At 38.6% G+C, this 17,117-nt stretch carries 18 protein-coding genes; 9 read left to right on the forward strand and 9 right to left on the reverse strand.

From position 1 onward, the window contains the following. Positions 1-420 precede the first annotated feature (420 nt). Positions 421-936, reverse strand: a complete 516-nt coding sequence (locus JWR87_RS15800; RefSeq protein WP_297821868.1) for a hypothetical protein — start codon at positions 934-936, stop codon at positions 421-423. Between the two features lie 589 nt (positions 937-1,525). Between JWR87_RS15800 and JWR87_RS15805 the strand changes: the two genes are divergently transcribed. Together JWR87_RS15805 and JWR87_RS15810 are read left to right on the forward strand one after the other, a co-directional pair. Next, positions 1,526-1,816, forward strand: a complete 291-nt coding sequence (locus JWR87_RS15805; protein ID WP_297821870.1) for a hypothetical protein — start codon at positions 1,526-1,528, stop codon at positions 1,814-1,816. Between the two features lie 12 nt (positions 1,817-1,828). Next, the gene (locus tag JWR87_RS15810; RefSeq protein WP_297821872.1) at positions 1,829-2,242 is read left to right on the forward strand and encodes an EamA family transporter; all 414 of its coding nucleotides are present in this window, start codon (positions 1,829-1,831) and stop codon (positions 2,240-2,242) included. 1,007 nt (positions 2,243-3,249) lie between these two features. Here JWR87_RS15810 and JWR87_RS15815 read toward each other — a convergent pair. From JWR87_RS15815 to JWR87_RS15830, 4 genes are all read right to left on the reverse strand, one after another. After that, the gene (locus tag JWR87_RS15815; protein WP_297821874.1) at positions 3,250-3,861 is read right to left on the reverse strand and encodes a superoxide dismutase family protein; all 612 of its coding nucleotides are present in this window, start codon (positions 3,859-3,861) and stop codon (positions 3,250-3,252) included. Between the two features lie 220 nt (positions 3,862-4,081). After that, positions 4,082-4,930: a universal stress protein gene (locus JWR87_RS15820; protein WP_297821876.1), complete on the reverse strand. Its 849-nt coding sequence runs from the start codon at positions 4,928-4,930 to the stop codon at positions 4,082-4,084. 92 nt (positions 4,931-5,022) lie between these two features. Beyond that, the gene (locus tag JWR87_RS15825; RefSeq protein WP_297821878.1) at positions 5,023-5,859 is read right to left on the reverse strand and encodes a universal stress protein; all 837 of its coding nucleotides are present in this window, start codon (positions 5,857-5,859) and stop codon (positions 5,023-5,025) included. A 99-nt stretch (positions 5,860-5,958) separates the two neighbouring features. Continuing rightward, the gene (locus tag JWR87_RS15830) at positions 5,959-6,852 is read right to left on the reverse strand and encodes a universal stress protein (RefSeq protein ID WP_297821880.1); all 894 of its coding nucleotides are present in this window, start codon (positions 6,850-6,852) and stop codon (positions 5,959-5,961) included. Between the two features lie 401 nt (positions 6,853-7,253). Here JWR87_RS15830 and JWR87_RS15835 point away from each other — a divergent pair, with 401 nt between their 5' ends. Together JWR87_RS15835 and JWR87_RS15840 are read left to right on the forward strand one after the other, a co-directional pair. Further along, positions 7,254-7,589, forward strand: a complete 336-nt coding sequence (locus JWR87_RS15835) for a hypothetical protein (RefSeq protein WP_297821882.1) — start codon at positions 7,254-7,256, stop codon at positions 7,587-7,589. A gap of 323 nt (positions 7,590-7,912) precedes the next feature. Next, a complete protein-coding gene (locus JWR87_RS15840; RefSeq protein WP_297821884.1) occupies positions 7,913-9,031 on the forward strand; it encodes a zinc-dependent alcohol dehydrogenase family protein in 1,119 nt (372 codons plus the stop codon). A 334-nt stretch (positions 9,032-9,365) separates the two neighbouring features. Here JWR87_RS15840 and JWR87_RS15845 read toward each other — a convergent pair whose 3' ends face one another. Then, complete coding sequence (locus tag JWR87_RS15845) at positions 9,366-9,668, reverse strand: EthD family reductase (protein WP_297821886.1); 303 nt, start codon at positions 9,666-9,668, stop codon at positions 9,366-9,368. Positions 9,669-9,916: 248 nt separating this feature from the next. Continuing rightward, on the reverse strand, positions 9,917-10,402 hold the full coding sequence (locus JWR87_RS15850; RefSeq protein WP_297821888.1) for a hypothetical protein: 486 nt from the start codon (positions 10,400-10,402) through the stop codon (positions 9,917-9,919). Between the two features lie 516 nt (positions 10,403-10,918). Between JWR87_RS15850 and JWR87_RS15855 the strand changes: the two genes are divergently transcribed. The 3 genes from JWR87_RS15855 to JWR87_RS15865 are packed head-to-tail and all read left to right on the forward strand — an operon-like array spanning position 10,919 to position 13,914. Then, positions 10,919-11,290 carry a response regulator gene (locus JWR87_RS15855; protein WP_297821891.1) on the forward strand — a complete coding sequence of 124 codons (372 nt, stop codon included), beginning with the start codon at positions 10,919-10,921 and terminating at the stop codon, positions 11,288-11,290. Positions 11,291-11,332: 42 nt separating this feature from the next. Then, entirely contained in the window at positions 11,333-12,433 is a 1,101-nt protein-coding gene (locus JWR87_RS15860; RefSeq protein WP_297821893.1) for a HEAT repeat domain-containing protein, read from the forward strand. Further along, the gene (locus tag JWR87_RS15865) at positions 12,430-13,914 is read left to right on the forward strand and encodes a glycosyltransferase (protein ID WP_297821895.1); all 1,485 of its coding nucleotides are present in this window, start codon (positions 12,430-12,432) and stop codon (positions 13,912-13,914) included. The genes JWR87_RS15860 and JWR87_RS15865 overlap by 4 nt, the downstream gene beginning before the upstream one ends. 53 nt (positions 13,915-13,967) lie before the next feature. Here the strand turns inward: JWR87_RS15865 and JWR87_RS15870 are convergent, their stop codons facing one another. After that, complete coding sequence (locus JWR87_RS15870; protein ID WP_297821897.1) at positions 13,968-14,390, reverse strand: response regulator; 423 nt, start codon at positions 14,388-14,390, stop codon at positions 13,968-13,970. A gap of 208 nt (positions 14,391-14,598) precedes the next feature. Here JWR87_RS15870 and JWR87_RS15875 point away from each other — a divergent pair, with 208 nt between their 5' ends. Both JWR87_RS15875 and JWR87_RS15880 read left to right on the forward strand, forming a co-directional pair. Continuing rightward, complete coding sequence (locus JWR87_RS15875; protein WP_297821899.1) at positions 14,599-14,844, forward strand: hypothetical protein; 246 nt, start codon at positions 14,599-14,601, stop codon at positions 14,842-14,844. Positions 14,845-14,909: 65 nt separating this feature from the next. Continuing rightward, positions 14,910-15,662, forward strand: coding sequence for an alpha/beta hydrolase-fold protein (locus tag JWR87_RS15880; RefSeq protein ID WP_297821901.1), 753 nt, complete (start codon positions 14,910-14,912; stop codon positions 15,660-15,662). A 71-nt stretch (positions 15,663-15,733) separates the two neighbouring features. On the opposite strand, the gene JWR87_RS15885 is transcribed toward JWR87_RS15880, so the two are convergent. Continuing rightward, positions 15,734-16,756 (reverse strand): Gfo/Idh/MocA family oxidoreductase, encoded by a 1,023-nt coding sequence (locus JWR87_RS15885; protein WP_297821903.1) that lies wholly within the window; start codon positions 16,754-16,756, stop codon positions 15,734-15,736. Between the last annotated feature and the right edge of the window lie 361 nt (positions 16,757-17,117).

Below are 17,117 nucleotides of genomic sequence, written 5' to 3' on the forward strand. Positions count from 1 at the left end.
AATTTTAGCTGTAGTCTTAATTGAAAATTGTATTAAGTTCTTTAAAAATCGATTCATTTTTAAAATTTATTGGTAAAGCAATTCCAACACGTTGTTGGATAAACAAAAAGAGTTAATAGAAAAAAAAATTAGGCAGGATGCAGGTGCTTTATGTGAAGCAGTAAGTATTTCATATGTGAGACATATCAGAAACAAAAAAATCCTGCCAGTCTTAATCTGGCAATCGTGTGGAAGCTGTACTTACATGACAGTTAAAAATATAAGATTGCTGCCTTGCAGAAGCTATTATAATTGTAGTAGCTGTGGTAGAAATTACCCTTTAAAATGTTGTTCCTTTAGTAGTTCTGCCGCCCATAATAATACCATGGTGCAAAATAAACCGGCGAAAAGCGACAATTCAAATTGTATGATCCAGAAACATTATTCCAGTTTCTTATCCTCCTGTTTTGTTCTCTCCATTGCTTCCGGCTCCAGTTCTTCGGCGCTTTTATTTAATTTAATAAACACACCCCATGCTGCAAGCAACACCCCCGCTGCTATTCCTATGCAGGCGGCCTGCGGCAGTTTCGATGGGTCTTCATGCGCAATTTCAAAAACTGCCACTAAACATTCAATAGAAAGTGCCACTATAATTACAACCATAAATCGCGATAAAAATCTTCTTACGCGCGTGGGCGCACTCACTTGCGCCTCACGCTGTACCTCTTCCTCAAGTATGGTTTGACCAAGTTCAAAAGCCACAATAGCAATGGTTAATAAGCCTATACTTTCAAGTATAGAATTGAAACGATCGTTAAGCTCGAGGGTAACTGTAGGATTAATGCCGTGCCACAACTCCCACACGGCAAAGAAAATCAATGAGACTGCACAACAGATAAGTAGAAAAATGATACTGATGTAACCCAGCGCAAAAACTTTCTTGATGGCTTTGAACATATATTTTTTGTTTAGCTAACAGCTTTTTAAAAAAGTGTCGACAAGATATAATCTTACCCTCAAGTAATTATATAAACGCTGGCACTAAATGCGATCTAAGGGTACCCTGTCCACCAACGGGAACTGCAGCTAAATGAACGCTGCTACCATAATTGATAGTTGGCGTGGGTATGCACTTAGCCCTGTCAACAACATTCAACATTGTTGTGTCACTCACTTCTACTTTCCGCTCTTTATGCAGCTTTTATCGGGTTATTCTTCCTGTTACCGTCAGTAGTTCGACTGTCTCCCATAAAAATATTTTTGAAAGACAATTGTGAACAAGCCATTTTTGCTCATACACTTTTCTCAAAGTTTTGTAAAAAATGATGCCGAAACAACTTCCGCAAGTATGGTGTAAATTCTGAACATTTCTCACTTCCGCTAACTCTATACCTTATAAATTTTTCCACTACAAATTCCAATCAAAATTGGTGCGTTTGCTTTTTACGGGCAGGAATATGAATCCCAAAGTTGGTGAACTATACGATGAGCTATTAAATAACATACTGCTTAAAGAAACCCTTTTCAAAAAATGTAACGTGGATGTTTGCTGTACCACAACTTAGCCTACACAAAATTTGCAGTAGAAAGAACCCGCAAAATAACAGCTAACTACCCTTTGGGCGAACTTCATTTCTTTATCGTTTCAGCAGGTGCATGTTTTCACGATCCTGGTCAACTGAATGGTAGTGTAAAGTATCATGAGGATATAAGTGTGATGATGAAAAGAAGACCTTTTACAAAGAGAAATATGGTAATCATGTGGCAACCATTATTACATTTGCGCTGCTCAACTTTACCTGCCCGTTTGGGAAACAAACAGTTTAGTCATCTTTAAAAACAATAACCGATGTGGTGGATTTATGCCTTGTTTTCTGCATTTTTTGCAGCCCTCACAGCCATCTTTGCTAAAGTAGGCATCAAAGGGGTAGACACCGACTTAGCAACAGCCATTAGAACTGTAGTTATATTAATACTTGCATGGGGGATTGCCTTTTTTAGGGGTGGAGCTTACACTATTCAAACTCTATCTAAACAAAATTTTGTTTTTTTAACGCTGTCAGGTATCGCTACCGGTCTCTCATGGATTTTTTATTTCAAAGCCCTACAGATGGGGAAAGTATCCCAGGTAGCCGCGGTAGATAAATTAAGCGTAGCGCTTGCTATTATTTTATCAATAGTTTTCTTAGGGGAACAATTAAGTTTTAAAACTGCTCTGGGCGCATCACTAATAATAATTGGAACTATTGTGTTGATACGATAATTTGTAAACCTGAAAACTTTATTTCATTTAATGCTAAAACAATATTTGCTTAGCTACGTTTTTGTTACATCGTTTCTGGTGAATACGATAGATAATAAACCTTGCAATTACTGTAATTGAAATCCAAATTAAACCGATGTCAGGATGCTTCCCAGTCTTCGCCGAGCCAAGCCAATAAAATGGCTATTGAAAGTATACCAATAAAGGTGGCTGCAATAAATTTAATGGCATCGTGCTTGAAACGGGGGTATAGCTTCCTTCTTATTCCAGCAGAATATCGTCCTTAGCCACCTTCGCCTAACCCAATCTTTTCCTACCCTTTCCAAACCTCCAATAAATTAATGGCAAAAAAACAGGTTTAAAATGGTAAATGTTATCAGTCCTCCTACGATTACAATTGCCATTCTAATCACTTTTGCTGTCTTCTTTTGATTTGCTTATCTCTATTTTTTAATTTCTATGCTTATACAGTTTGTACTGACTTCTTCGCAGCTGATAACTGAACCTTAAAAAGCCAAACGAAACTTTGCTCTGCTTCTCGGTTCTGCAATAATCCCTGCAAAACAATATCTGCGTTTTCTTTATATCCTTATGTGTTCAGCATTTTCTTTTCAACCTCCTATTATTAAGTTTCGGGGCTTATAAACACCATCTAATTCAGGCATGGAGTCACTACTTTGTTCCTGGCGGTTTAAATCCTGATGAGTAAGTGTAACTATTTCAGAACAACAGGTAACGAGCTGTACAAGTGAGTGACACAACGATGTTGAAGGAAGTTACCGGGCTGGATAAAAAAAAACTTTTCAATAATTCTTAATAAAAAAAGGCTGCCTCACGATAATGAGGACAGCCTCTTAAACTTAAACAATTTTTTATTTACCGCTTTGCCTCTATGGAAACAAAGAAAGTGCTGCCATCAGCAGACAAAGCGCCGGGACCAATAACTACGACTACAACGATAAATGCCTGATTTGTTAGCCCAAAAGGTTAAAAACTGTATGTAACATTTATCCTTTCTTTAGTACACCGCAACCAATTCTTGAGCCTGCATTGCCTGTTGGCTGCGTTGTAAAATCATCTACCCCTCCATGTACAATAATTGCCTTGTTTAAAATATTCTTAGTTGTATCAGAACCATTAATTGACCAAAGGTCAGTTTCTAATTCAAGGGTTCCTTTTCCTTCTCCATTAAGTTTTACGTTACCGATATCCCCGCGATGAAAACTTGCAGAACCCCATTTGCCATGATTGACTTTTGTTGGGTTCCAATGTCCGTGAGCGCCCTTACCCATGTCGCCACAGTCGCCATGCTCATGTATATGAACAGCCACGCTTTGGTTTGCCTTTTTGGGTATTGTGAGATCAAGGGTCATTTTAACTTTTCCGTTGCCTTCTGTAAACCGTGCCGTTCCGGAAACAGCAGTATCAGGCTGCGTACCGCTTAATACAGCTTCTGCGTTACCGACACTCTCGCTACCGGATTGATTGCTGGTGGCAGTTGTGTCACTACTCTCCTCGGATGTTTTGGTTTCATTATTTCCGCAGGAAACAATTGCGAAAGCAGACATAGCGATCATTGCAGTAAATGCATTTTTAAAACAAGCTTTTAAACACAGCATAAAATAGTTTTGAGTTTTTTAGTTAAAAGAAAAAGTGGATGCAATAATCTTACCCCTGCATCAAATTCCAATAGCACAATTACGTGCTTTTGACAATTTTATAATTAATATCCCCGTAACGTCACCATCAGCATGCAATAATTTTGATCACTTACTGCCTTCCGCTTTTTTTATCTTACGTTTTACGGTATCAGCAACCGGACCTGTTTTAGATTGTAAACTACACTTCTGCTGGTATTACCAGTAACGGCGCCGTGGTTACGTATGCCATGTTTTGTGTAAAGCTTTCAATAAAAAAACTTTCAATAAAGCCCCTTTTCCTGCGTACCATTACCAGCATATCATAGCGAAATTTTTCATCCAGATTCTCCATTGTTTCGGTTGCAGAAGTGGTATTAAGAAAGTGAAACTGCAGTTTTGGTTCGTTAAATTCCCTTTGCAAAGTTTGCGTATAGCCGTCAAATGTGTTTTGCTCTCTGGCAGTCTGGCCGGAATGAGTTTCAAGGAGGTGTAGAACCGAAACACTGGAACTATAAAGTTTAGCCAATGCTAAAATTAAGGTGAGGGCTTTTTTGTCTGTCTCATGGTAATTGGTCGCAAACAAAATCTGTTCGGGATCTTTCCATTCAAATTTTTCAGGAACAAGCAACACCGGTATCTCAGACTTGCCAATAACATGTGCAGCAACCGATCCTACGACTACTCTATTTAAACCGCTGGCACCCTGCGTACCCATTACAATCAGGTCAATATGGTTGTCTTTAGCAAAACTGAGAATATTATTTATCACCGGGCTATGCCCTACTGAAGTTATCACCGACACACCCGCCTGGCCAGACATTACTTTCTTTTTAAGTCGTTGCAATCTTTTCAAAATGTTGGTCTCCGTGGGCGAGTTATACCGTCTTATCTCTTTCTCGCTATCCGAATAAACAAAATTGCTTTTAACAGGGGCGTAAATATGATACAGATGAACGGTGCCTTTATTTTTAGAAGCTATGTCTAAAGCCATGCGGAATGCTCTTTCAGCAGTGGGTGAAAAGTCGGTTGGTACTAAAATTCGCTTCATAAATCTTATATTTTGTTACCCTGAATTAATCTATTATAATTTTAATCCAACTAAAATCGGCTGCCTGAATAATGTACATGTCAGGGTATGTATTAATGTGCAATGAATAAGGGCATATCTAGTTCCCGGATTAAAATATCGGCCATGCTTGTTTTAAAATAACGGGATAGCTCGCTTCGCTGGCAGGCACCCAATACGACCAGTTCATTTTCTTTATGGTTTCGTAAATGACCCTTTATCTGTTCCTCCGCATTACCTTTAGACACTGTATAAGTCGCTTTTGGAAAATGCCTTTTAATAAACTCCCTCATTAATTTATTATCCGGCAGGTGAAGGTTCGCTTTCGCTTCCTCTTTTACCGTATAAACTTCCACAGGCAAACCTTGAAGGTTGCCAAAGAGATAGCTGAATATTTTAATTGCATAGGCAGAAGATGGCGCACCATCGTATAGCAATACTATTTTGTCAACCAGTTTAAAAGTGTTGGGCACTACCAGTACCGGGCATTGCACATCGCTTAAAAGTTCTTTTATAAAACGGGTAGGAGGCTTTTCTTTGTGTTTTGTAAACGTTTCATATTTATCGATTAAAATGAGGTCTGCAAACATGCTTTCATGTTTCAACTCGTGCAGTGCTATACTCTTGTTTCGATGAATAGAGAAACTAATACCACTCTTTACGCAGGCTTTTTGAAAAATCAGTACTGCCTCGTCTCTTTTCTTTTTATCTTTTTCATCCAGGTCTTTCATACCTGCATCGTAATTTTTATTAGTAGTCACCACCTCATCGGCATAGTAACTGCGATAAATAAACTCATCGAGGAACACCCCAACCAGGTGTGCTTTTGAAGTTTTCGTTATCTGAATAGCATAATCGATGGTACTTTCAGAAAGTTTGTATCCATCAAAAACAGCCAGAAAATTTAACATATAAGAAATTTTAAAATGGTGAGCGATAGAAACAGGCGTAACCAGGTGGCTTTTTTAAAACCTGCACCTCCCAGAAAGAATACATGAAAGGCTTTATGCCTATTTAGCAGTTATAGCCATTACCGGAATTTTAGAATGAAGAGCCATTTCTTTCGTCATTTTTTTCTTCAGCATTCTATCTAAAAAATTTTTGGGGTAAGTTATCATGGCCATAATATCAACACCGTTTTTATCATTATACTTTTCGATTGTGCTCTCAAAATCATCACCCTCCAGTAATTCACCTTTGAATGAAACACCAGGATAGGTTTTCTTTAAAAATCCTATATAGTGACTTAATTCTCCAAGATTGTACACGTAGTCGTATGCTTCGGCTATATCTGTATCTACAAACACAACAACATGTATTGTCGAAGAAAAAAGCTTAGCCACGTCTACAATTGGGTCCAGCAATGCTTTGTTCTCTTCAAAATGGCTGGTGGCAAGCAAAATGGCGGCCGGTGCAAACTTTCCACCTTCAGGGTCAGTTTCCGGAAGTGGTTTCGAGGTAACATCCCATTCGCTTAAAGGTGAAACTACAATGAGGGGTACAACTGTTTTACCTAATAAACCCGATGTTGTACTACCAAATATCCTTTCTGTTAGTTCTGTATTACCCCGGGTCCCTATTACAATAAAGTCGGCATTGTTCTCTTCTGAAGCCTGTAGAATATTATCAGTTACGTTGCCGTTATAGATTTTTACATTAACGGTAACCTTTTCAGTGTCTTCTATACTCTTTTTCAACAATGCAAGATGTTCATTCGCCTTATCCAGTACTTCTTTGTTGTGTTCTTTTTTAATGCTCAAGTGGTCTTTAAAAGTAGTACCAACCAAATCACAGGCATGTACTAAAACGATTTCTGCCTTTGCCTGTTTTGCAAACTGTACAGCAAAATCAAGGGCTTTATTCGCATTAGAAGAAAAGTCGGTAGGTACTAATATCTTTTTCATAAACAGGCTTTAATAAAGTGTAAGCTAGTTTCAATAATTAATTCACTTTATGTGCCTAGTCATAGGGGCAGGTGATTGCAGACAGGTTTTTAAATAATTGGATAGGAAATAAAACTTGTATACAGGCAAGTGCTTTATATGCAAGGGCGATACAGTACAGCTACTAATGCAGGCTGCCGTTTTTTATAAAACCGGCGTCTTGTGTCGATAGGTATTTGTGATAAGGCCCTTGCCAAACTATTATTAGGCACCCGTGCCTTCACAGGCGTTCTTAGCCCTTTTTAATAACCATTTCACTTTCATGATAAAAATCAGGTTTTGTAGAAACGAACATCAGGAAATGCGGAAGTAATCGAACCTACTTTTGAAGTATGTCAGGCATTATAATAGTTACAGCTCGTATGAATAAGATTGCAAGTGTCGATATCAAGATGAAGTATCGCCAACCAGGGAATGTAGTAGCTTACATTTTTATAAGTTTCGAAGTTTATAAAAAAAGAAGTAAGTTTTTCGTTATTCCAAATACCAATGATGCAAATAAAATACTTGTAAATCTTCCAAACGAGTTTTCTTTTAGATTAGAAAATGACTCTATTTACATTTCAGCGCCCCGTTTGGAAGAGGTGGTCGAAGAAATAGTTGACAAGCTTAATAATTTAGGTTTCATAGCAGTTTCGGAGGATAATTGTTCGGTAAAAAAGAGGGTTTATTTAGCAGAAGCATTAGAATTTTTTTAAACGAATACCCAAAGAATAAAAGGTACTACTATCTTTCTGCCACCCTATATAATCATTACAATCCCTTATTCAAAAGTAGCTTGCTTAGGTTCGCTACAAAGCACTTCACCTGTTTTCCCCGAATACAAAACCAATAAAGCAACATATACTATTCCTTATAACTATTTTCTTTGATGCCTGTCAAAACCAATGCGATAATACCAAAGAAACAATTAGGGAGACTACCATTACTCTATCGCTAGCTGCTACCATCCGTACAACTGCTCTTAAATTTTTTTAAAGACATTTTTATCCACACTTAATAGTTATTAAAAATAAATCTCATGAATACAACATCCGATTTCCCTTCTCAACCTACAGCAGTCGATGCAGAGGAAATATTAAAATCAGCGCTCACAAGTCAGACAATGAAGGCACTCGTGTATGGTGGTGCGGGTATTTTAGAATTGAAAAATATACCGGTCCCGAAAATTTTAAAACCAACAGATGTAGTTGTTAAAATTTTAAAAACTACTATTTGCGGTACCGACTTAGGCATTTTACACGGTAAGACACCTTCTGTATTACCTGGTACTACTCTTGGTCATGAAGGAGTTGGTGTAGTAGATGAAGTAGGTACTGCAATCAGGAACTTCAAAAAAGGTGACCATGTAATTATTTCATGTATAACTGCTGACGGCACTTGTGAATATTGTAAAAAACAAATGTACTCACACTGCGAAGATGGTGGTTGGATACTGGGACATACTATTAACGGTACACAGGCAGAATATGTACGGATCCCTCATGCAGACAACAGTCTTTACGCAATTCCAACGGGCACAGATGAAGAAGCATTAGTGATGTTAAGTGATATATTACCAACAGGTCATGAAATAGGTGTAATTAATGGTGCCGTTAAGCCGGGAGATACCATTGCTATAGTGGGTGCAGGACCGGTAGGTATGGCCGCGTTGCTTACCGCACAATTTTATTCTCCAGCTATTATTTATATGATTGATGTTGACCAGAACAGGCTGGATTTAGCAAAGAAGCTAGGCGCAACTCACATCATTAATTCGGCTAAAGAAGATGCAGTAAAAAGAATATTGTCAGAAACAAAAGATGGAGTAGATGTATCAATTGAAGCAGTAGGCGTTCCGGATACTTTTAATATTTGTCAAAACATAGTTCGTCCCGGGGGGCATCTTGCAAACATTGGTGTACATGGCAAAAAAGTAGACCTTCAAATACAAGAACTCTGGATTAAGAACATCACAATAACTACCGGACTAGTAAATACTAACACAACACCAATGTTACTAAAAACAGTAACATCCGGAAAATTAGAACCGGCAAAATTAATAACTCATCATTTTAAATTAGATGCAATACTTGAGGCTTACAAAGTATTTGGTAATGCTTCTAAAGAAAATGCAATGAAAGTGATAATTGAGGTTTAGTTTAATACGGCCAAAAAACAACCTGTAATGGAAGAGCTAAAAAATCACAAATAAAGACATCCTTACAGCTTCATTCTAATCGATGAGGGCTTTCTACAAAAGCTCTTTATTTGGTTTCTGAATTAGTGAGACACACTTTGCCCAAACTTTTGTATCGTTTCTTTTCTTATAACGACTAAGGCAACATTGACTAACGAAAAGATTCGCTGAAAAAGAAATATTTTCAAAACCAGAGAGGTTGTCTCTTATTTTTAAGACAGCCTCTTTTTTGTTTTCTTATTTTGATCTTCGGTCTCTAACCGAAATCCATTAAGTTTTCACAGTTACACATAAGCTACTCCACATTTCCCAAAATTATCTTTACCACGGCTGATGTAAGGTTATGAAGATCATTTATGGTTGCCTGGCCTTCCGGAGAACCCATTGTCTCTTCCATAACCGATTTGCTGGTAAAAAATATTTCCGACATCCTGTAATATTCCGGGCTACCACCGTATGCCGAGCTATCAAACTTCGTTATTTCTATTCTGCTCACGCCCGCCATGCTCTGGGCTAATGGCAGATGATGCTCCTTAAAATATTTTTCAAAATAAACAGGATCGGCTGGATGTTCATATAACACAGTCACTTTGTACATAATCAAGTATTTCAAAACTGAAATTAAAGATAGAAGAAATTCGAATACCGTTTTTCAGCCAAATTTTGATTACGAAGCCTTTTTGAAGAGAAATAACGTTACGAATAAAAGAGCTCTTTCTGCTAAAAACTTGTGTGTAATAGTTACTTCAATAACAAAAGGGGAAAATATATTTTACATATTTTCCCCTTTTGAAGTCTTTTGTATAAACGCTATCCTTAACTCAATTTAAGTGCAAGGTCAGTAGCTTAAAAAGCATAACCAAAACCAACACCGCCGTAGTAGGGCCAAAAGAAACCTTTACCGAATACAGGTGTAAGCGACGCTTTAAAAAAATATCCCCCGTCCACCGGTTGCTTTCTATAACCAAGACTGAGGAAGCCAAATGAACTTTCAAAAGGGCCATCCCCATCACCCTTGTTATTACTTACAATGGTCGTTCCTGCACCAACCTCAAAATAGTCCCTATTATTTTTACTGGTTATATAATTCAAACCCAGCGGAATTAGCAGCAGTTTCGAATTTTTTAAAGCCCATCCTCCAAAACCTGCCCTAAAACCAAACCCTGCATTCGTTTTAGAAAAACGCATATCATAATTGATTGAAAGAAGGCCAGGGCCACCCGCCTCTGCAAATACAACCTTTGTCGCCTCTGAAGTACTAACTGTATTCTGCGCATTTACATTTAATCCCAAAAGCGTAAGTGCAAATAGTAATGTCTGAATTTTTCTCATAATAGAAATTCTGGATAAAAAAATTTACGCAAATATATTCGAAAACTATACCACACTTTATTTGGAAGGCAATCGCTGTTAGTTGTTGAAAAAAGATAACTAGTCACACATTACAAATGTGCCGGCCGGAGGTGCATTGTAGCATTTGCATGGTTAGTTCGGCTCAGCAAAATTACTAAAAGTGCAAGTGAGTGACACAACAGAAGCCACATTAGTATTACCAATGCAGGCAACAAAAAATGAAATGTTTATACAAGCATTGGTATACAAATAAGACATTGTTGCGACGCTCCATTCAACTTTTGAAATATATGGGCACAGAAAAAAAGCCGATACAAAGCGCGCTGTAAAACAAACCGCCTATTATCTCTTACCCGTGCAGTTGTATCTCAACTATAATTGCCGCTATTGATTAAAAAAAAATACTGCCAAACCCTCTCAAAATGTACTAACCCCGCCACTATTTCGTTATCTAACCATGTTGCCCTTCCGGCAGAACTGATAAAATGACCTGATATGAAAATTTTAATAGCCGAAGATGATTCTCTTATTCTTAAAACAATAGAATTATGCCTTAAAAGAGATGGATTTGAAATTATTTGTTGCATGGACGGTCTTGATGCAATGGAGAAAATAGAGCAACTTAATCCAGACCTCATTATAGTCGATATTATGCTACCGTATTTCTCAGGTCTCGAAATAGTCGGCAAAGTGAAGCAAAATAAAAACCCTGTACCTATAATTGTCATCTCTGCTATGGGACAGCAAACCGTTGTAGATGAAGCCATGAAACTTGGAGCCGATGAATACATTTCGAAGCCTTTTAACATAGCTGCCCTAACTGCCCACATAAAACGCCTTACCAGTATGGAAGAAGTTGTTGCATAAAGCAAATAGCAATGGTGGTTATTATATAGAACTGGCACAAAAATGATTTTACTAAAAACAGGATTTAACGATGGATTTGCCAGGCATGTAAAACCTGTTTACATGTACGGTGCTTCTGTCGTTTTTATCTTAGTTACCATTGCCCTCGTTATTGCAACTTTTTACACTCTTTATATAAAAAAGAAAAAAAACAGCTTCAAAAAAAGTATTGGTCACACCCTCGAAGAATGGATAACAGAGGTAATAATAAATGAAAGTTCCGTAGGGGTTGCTGTTCCTGAAAATTTAGAAAAGCTCTTCAAAAAACCACAGGCAAGGCAGTTGGTAATTGATGAACTGGTAAGGAATAAAAGTAGCTTTTTAGGAAGTGTTTCAGAGAACATTATAAACTTATATTATCAGCTTGGATTGAATGTAGATTCAAGAATTAAGCTTGACGATTCCAGAACGCACATTCAGTGCCAGGGCATACACGAGCTGTGTGTAATGGAGCAAAAGGATCAGTTGCAAAAAGTTTATCGCTTCACCAACAGCATAAATAAAGACGTTCGTATAGAAGCTCAGACTGCCGTAATTCAATGGTATGGTTTCAAGGGCTTGCGTTTTTTGGATGTAGTCTCTTTTCCAATTACCGAATTCCAGCAATTAAAACTACTTGAACTACTAAGACAACTACCCTTTACAAACTTCTCTAATTTTAATAAATGGCTTACCTCTACAAATGATACGGTCGTAAGCTTTGCCTTGAAACTTGCCGAACACTACAACCAGGTGCAGGTGCATAAAGAAGCTGAGCAATGCCTGCAGCATAAAAATGAGGCCGTACGGGTGCAAGCCGTAAAAACGCTTGCAAAAATCGGAGATTCGAAAACGGCACACCTGCTTACACTTGCATACGAAAAGGAGAAATTTACCAACAAACTGAATATTTTAAAGGAACTACCCAAAATAGCAGGAGACAACCAAAGAGACTTCTTAATCGTTCAACTACATGAAGGGCACGAATATCTGAAGCTGGCAGCAGCAAAAGTGTTGGCAAAGTGCACCTCTGAAGGAATGGAAATTTTGGAAGCTAAGAGTTATGATACACCCGTTCCTTATAAAGACATTTTTCTGCATCTAAAATCTGAAGCAGAAAGATGAGGTGGGATAGTATGATATATGACCTCATTACCTATGTTATCTTTATTTATTCAGGTACTCAATTACTGTTTTATGTACTTATAGGTTTATACTCCATCGGCGCAACTAACAAATACGCTAACAAGAACAGCCTTACCGATTATAAACTTCTTGCAGTCTCTCCTTACGCTCCTTCCATTAGCATACTTGCTCCCGCTTATAATGAAGAAGCAAATATTATAGAAAACGTTCGTTCGTTATTATCTATTTATTACAACAACCTCGAACTAATTGTCATCAACGATGGCAGTAAAGACGATAGTCTCCATCAGCTAATTGCTGCTTATGACCTTGTAAAAATTGACTATTTCGTTAGCTACCAGATTGCAACAAAACCGGTGAGAGGCGTTTATAAAAGCAAGAACCCTATTTATAAAAAGTTGGTGGTGGTAGATAAAGCAAATGGTGGCAAGGCAGATGCTTTAAACGTTGGCATAAACATGGCTTCAAACGATTACATCGTTTGCATAGATGTGGATTGTGTGCTGGAACAGGACGCATTGCTTAAGCTGATGAAACCCTTTTTAGAGACAACCGGTGAAAAAGTGATAGCGACCGGCGGTGTGGTACGCATCGCAAATTCGTGCGAAATACAACGCGGGCGATTGTTGAAAGTCCATTTGCCAAAGCAGTACCTGCCCCGAATGCAGGCGCTGGAATACATACGAGCATTTCTTTTAGGCCGGATGGCCTGGAGCAGGATAAATGGGTTACTGCTTATTTCGGGTGCTTTTGGTGCGTTCGATAAAGAGATCGCTATAAAAGTGGGAGGCTACGATCATAAAACTGTAGGCGAAGACATGGAACTGGTGGTTCGTATGCGCAGGCACATGGAAGAACTGAAACTCCCTTATAAAGTTGCCTTTATCCCCGACCCGCTTTGTTGGACAGAAGCTCCCGCCAGCTATAAAATTCTGGGCCGGCAACGCAACAGGTGGACTAGAGGAACAATAGAGACACTTGGAATACATAAGAAAATGTTCTTTAACCCACGCTATGGCTTACTGGGTATGCTTAGTTATCCGTACTGGTTCTTTTTCGAAATGTGCGCACCCGGCGTAGAATTTATCGGCCTGGTGGCATTTGTTATAATGGCCTTTTTTAAATTAATATATTGGCCCACCTTTTTTGCTTTCCTCCTCTTTATTATCACATTCGGTTATCTCTACTCGGCCTTTGCAATATATATGGAGGTAAGAACTTATAACCAGTATCGAAGGAAAACAGACATTATAAAACTGCTTCTAACTGTCTTAACAGAGCCGTTTATTTTTCATCCATTTGTGGTATTGAGCGGGGTGAGGGGTTATATTGACAAGATGCAAAACAAATCGAGTTGGGGCGAAATGACGAGACAAGGCCTTAATAAAAATGCCCGGCCTGCTATTGCTGCTGCCCCCGTTACAGTAAAAAACGTTCTCTTGCAGGCACAAGAAAACTAACGAATTCACTACCTGTTTGAGCAACCCTTTTAAGGTGTTTACTTTGGCAGAGCTTAAAAATTATTTGGAGCTACACATTGTTTCCAATAGTCCATAATAACGCTAATTGTTTTTTCAAGCTCACGCATTGAATTTTGCTTTAGAAAAAATCCTTGTACAGAAAGGCTGTAAGCATCTATTACTGCTTTTTGAGTTGAAGCGGTAGAAAAAAACAAGTAAGGGATGCATTTCACCTGTAGTGCGGCATCTGTTTTAATTTTATTTCTCAATGCAAATCCATCCAATTTCGGCATGTTTATATCTGATAGTATCAGGAATGGAGCTATATCGGTTCTGTTTAAATAATTCAATGCCTCTTCCCCATCGCTGAAAAAAACTATTTCGTTTGGATAGTTTAGTTTCAGGAATACTTCTTCAAGTATTTCCTGGTCATCTGCATCGTCTTCAATAATTATTACAGGCCCGTTACTATTCATAAAAATGCTCTTTTTTAAACCAAGATAAACCAATTGATGAGAAAGGAGGCATATATCAGATTTTCTAACCAGCTCCTCCAAACGCTTTTGACGTGCGAAGTAGCAAGTAGAGAAAGACGTCAAATACGATCAACAATGCCACAAATTTTAAAATCGTTTTGTGTTATTCTGGCACAACTTTTCCTTTATTTTAAAAAAACACAAAGTAATGAATAACAATTCAAATGCGGTGTCTCCGCGGAGGCAACCGGAAGATGGAAATGACAAGGAACTTAATCTCACAAACAGCGATGCCACTCTTGCTAACCGGGATTTAAATCCGGCTGACTCACCTTCCATGAGCGATAATGCAACTACCGCGGCAAGCGACAACTTAACGCAATCTGTAATAAATGGTAGCGAAGTGAATCCTGAATATGGAGATGCAGCAGATCCAACATTTGAAACTCTGTAAAGCAGTCTTATACAACCAACCTTATGAAGTATCGATTCAACGATTGATTAGGTTTTCATATAGCATTGGAAGTAACAAGACTAATTATAGACGAGCAGTCGGGGCAAGCACAAGAAGGAGGAATTATGATAACAGCAACAGAGACTCTAAAAGGTCACTTAACGTCAAGACCTACGTTTTTAGTTCCCGTAAATGAATTTATAACAGGCGTTCAGCCGCTAAGGTTAGATAGAATAAGAGACGGTCTTTTTTATATACCAAAAGCTTACACCCATGAGACTCCCGCAGCATTTGCATTGATGTTACATGGTGCAGGCGGTGAGGCCGATCACGGACTACACTTACTGAAGGAATACGCCGACGAAAAAAATGTCATTTTATTATCACCCGCTTCGCGAGCTACTACCTGGGATATTATTGCAAAAGATGCTTTCAACGGCGATGTCCTTTTTATCGACCAGGCACTTGCACTTGTTTTTAAAAATTTTAATATTGATAGCCGTCACCTTGCTATAGGAGGCTTTTCTGATGGAGCTTCCTACGCGTTAAGTATGGGTCTTAGCAACGGCGACCTCTTTACACATATTATTGCCTTTTCCCCGGGCTTTTATCATACCGTTGAGAATAAAGGAAAACCCCGTATTTATATTTCACATGGTGTAAGAGATCATATACTTCCCATAGCTCCCTGTAGCCGCCGTATAGTCCCCCGTTTGAAGCGATTGAACTACGAGATTGACTATAACGAATTCCAGGGTGAGCATGAAATTCCCGGACACATTGCTACCGGCGCCGTAAATTGGTTTCTTAAACCTTAATCGCTTGCTGCGATTCCTGCGTTATCAATAATCTGCTATTTGCGGTAAATTAAAAGGAAAAGAAACAAAGCTTAAACCCGTACAGCTTTTCCTGTTGCAGCAGATTGGTCAGCAGCGAAAATAATTTTATGCGTCTTCATCGCATCAGCAATACTTGTCAAAGGCATTTCAACACCGGCATTAATTGAGTCGAAAAAAGTTTGAAACTGGGTTTGATAAGGATGATCAGATACATCACCGGAGTCCAACATTTTCATAGCCAGTGTACTCCATTCGTGCCTGTTGGTTCCAAGCTTCATCGAATGAAATTTGTTATCCAGCAAACTACCCTCGCTCCCACAAAGGTGTGTATGAAAATAATATGGCTGTAAGCAGTCAACAACTGCGGCACATTTTCCTATACGGCCGCTGCCGAACTTTAAAATAGTTACACTACTTGTGGCGTATTCATAAGGCTCAAAAAAGCTGCTTCTACTTTTTGTTTCGTAGCTGGTAACTTCCTCAACATCGTTACCCATACAAAGCAATAGTGCATCAAGGGCATGGCAGCCCGCAGTTAACAGCGCACTTCCGCCGGCATCTTTTTTAATGTTCCAGCGAAAAGGTGAATACCACGGACCAATACCGTGATAATAATCGATCTCTCCATAATGCAAGTCACCCAGCAAGCCCTGGTCTATAACCGATTTGGTTGTAATAAACTGACTCGAAAAGCGGCATTCAAAACAAATACATGTTTTTACCCCAGCTTCCTTCACCGCTTGCTCTATCGCCTTGCAATCTTCAGCAGAAAGCGCTAGCGGTTTTTCTATAATCAGGTGCTTGCCTGCTTTGGCTGCAGCAATTGCATGATCTTTATGTTGATATGGATAACTGCAAATAGAAACCACGTTTATGGATGGATCGTTCAACAGCTGCTCAAGCTCTGTATAAGCTTTTATCTCCGATCCCCATTTTGTACTTAATGCTGCACTATTTAGCGGCCGCGACGAAAACACTGCTGTTACCTGTGCATCTGTACTTGCATTTATCGCTCCTATATGCGCTCCTGCAACCCAGCCATAACCAATAATACCGACGTTGTATTTTTTCATTAGATATCATTAACCTTTTTAAATTTTTTTTTGTCCAGCCCGAAGCGCTTTAGTCAACATTGTTGCGTCGCACTCTTGTACTATTGTTTCTTCTTTCAACCGCTAATTTAGTAACCATGCATGCTATACTGTTTTTCTTAATTCTACAATTTAAGCAAAGACTGCCGCTAAACCACCAAAGTACTTGCTGAAAAAATTGAAAAAAAACCTGTTTTTAGAAAAGAAAAAAGCTTTCGATGTACGCCTCACTCACTGGTATCTTGTGATTGTTCTACATCACCTGCTGTCTTTCTATCTCATCTACTGTATTTACAGCAACTACACAACTACGATGTATCGTTAGAATATCTTAATATTCTAT

It is taken from the genome of Segetibacter sp., from assembly GCF_025963695.1.
In the GTDB taxonomy this organism is placed as follows: domain Bacteria; phylum Bacteroidota; class Bacteroidia; order Chitinophagales; family Chitinophagaceae; genus Segetibacter.

Coding starts and splice junctions, on each gene's coding strand:
- JWR87_RS15800 (WP_297821868.1), bottom strand. CDS start 936: ATGTTCAAAGCCATCAAGAAAGTTTTTGCGCTGGGTTACATCAGTATC.
- JWR87_RS15810 (WP_297821872.1), top strand. CDS start 1,829: ATGTGGTGGATTTATGCCTTGTTTTCTGCATTTTTTGCAGCCCTCACA.
- JWR87_RS15815 (WP_297821874.1), bottom strand. CDS start 3,861: ATGCTGTGTTTAAAAGCTTGTTTTAAAAATGCATTTACTGCAATGATC.
- JWR87_RS15820 (WP_297821876.1), bottom strand. CDS start 4,930: ATGAAGCGAATTTTAGTACCAACCGACTTTTCACCCACTGCTGAAAGA.
- JWR87_RS15825 (WP_297821878.1), bottom strand. CDS start 5,859: ATGTTAAATTTTCTGGCTGTTTTTGATGGATACAAACTTTCTGAAAGT.
- JWR87_RS15830 (WP_297821880.1), bottom strand. CDS start 6,852: ATGAAAAAGATATTAGTACCTACCGACTTTTCTTCTAATGCGAATAAA.
- JWR87_RS15835 (WP_297821882.1), top strand. CDS start 7,254: ATGAATAAGATTGCAAGTGTCGATATCAAGATGAAGTATCGCCAACCA.
- JWR87_RS15840 (WP_297821884.1), top strand. CDS start 7,913: ATGAATACAACATCCGATTTCCCTTCTCAACCTACAGCAGTCGATGCA.
- JWR87_RS15845 (WP_297821886.1), bottom strand. CDS start 9,668: ATGTACAAAGTGACTGTGTTATATGAACATCCAGCCGATCCTGTTTAT.
- JWR87_RS15850 (WP_297821888.1), bottom strand. CDS start 10,402: ATGAGAAAAATTCAGACATTACTATTTGCACTTACGCTTTTGGGATTA.
- JWR87_RS15855 (WP_297821891.1), top strand. CDS start 10,919: ATGAAAATTTTAATAGCCGAAGATGATTCTCTTATTCTTAAAACAATA.
- JWR87_RS15860 (WP_297821893.1), top strand. CDS start 11,333: ATGATTTTACTAAAAACAGGATTTAACGATGGATTTGCCAGGCATGTA.
- JWR87_RS15865 (WP_297821895.1), top strand. CDS start 12,430: ATGAGGTGGGATAGTATGATATATGACCTCATTACCTATGTTATCTTT.
- JWR87_RS15870 (WP_297821897.1), bottom strand. CDS start 14,390: ATGAATAGTAACGGGCCTGTAATAATTATTGAAGACGATGCAGATGAC.
- JWR87_RS15875 (WP_297821899.1), top strand. CDS start 14,599: ATGAATAACAATTCAAATGCGGTGTCTCCGCGGAGGCAACCGGAAGAT.
- JWR87_RS15885 (WP_297821903.1), bottom strand. CDS start 16,756: ATGAAAAAATACAACGTCGGTATTATTGGTTATGGCTGGGTTGCAGGA.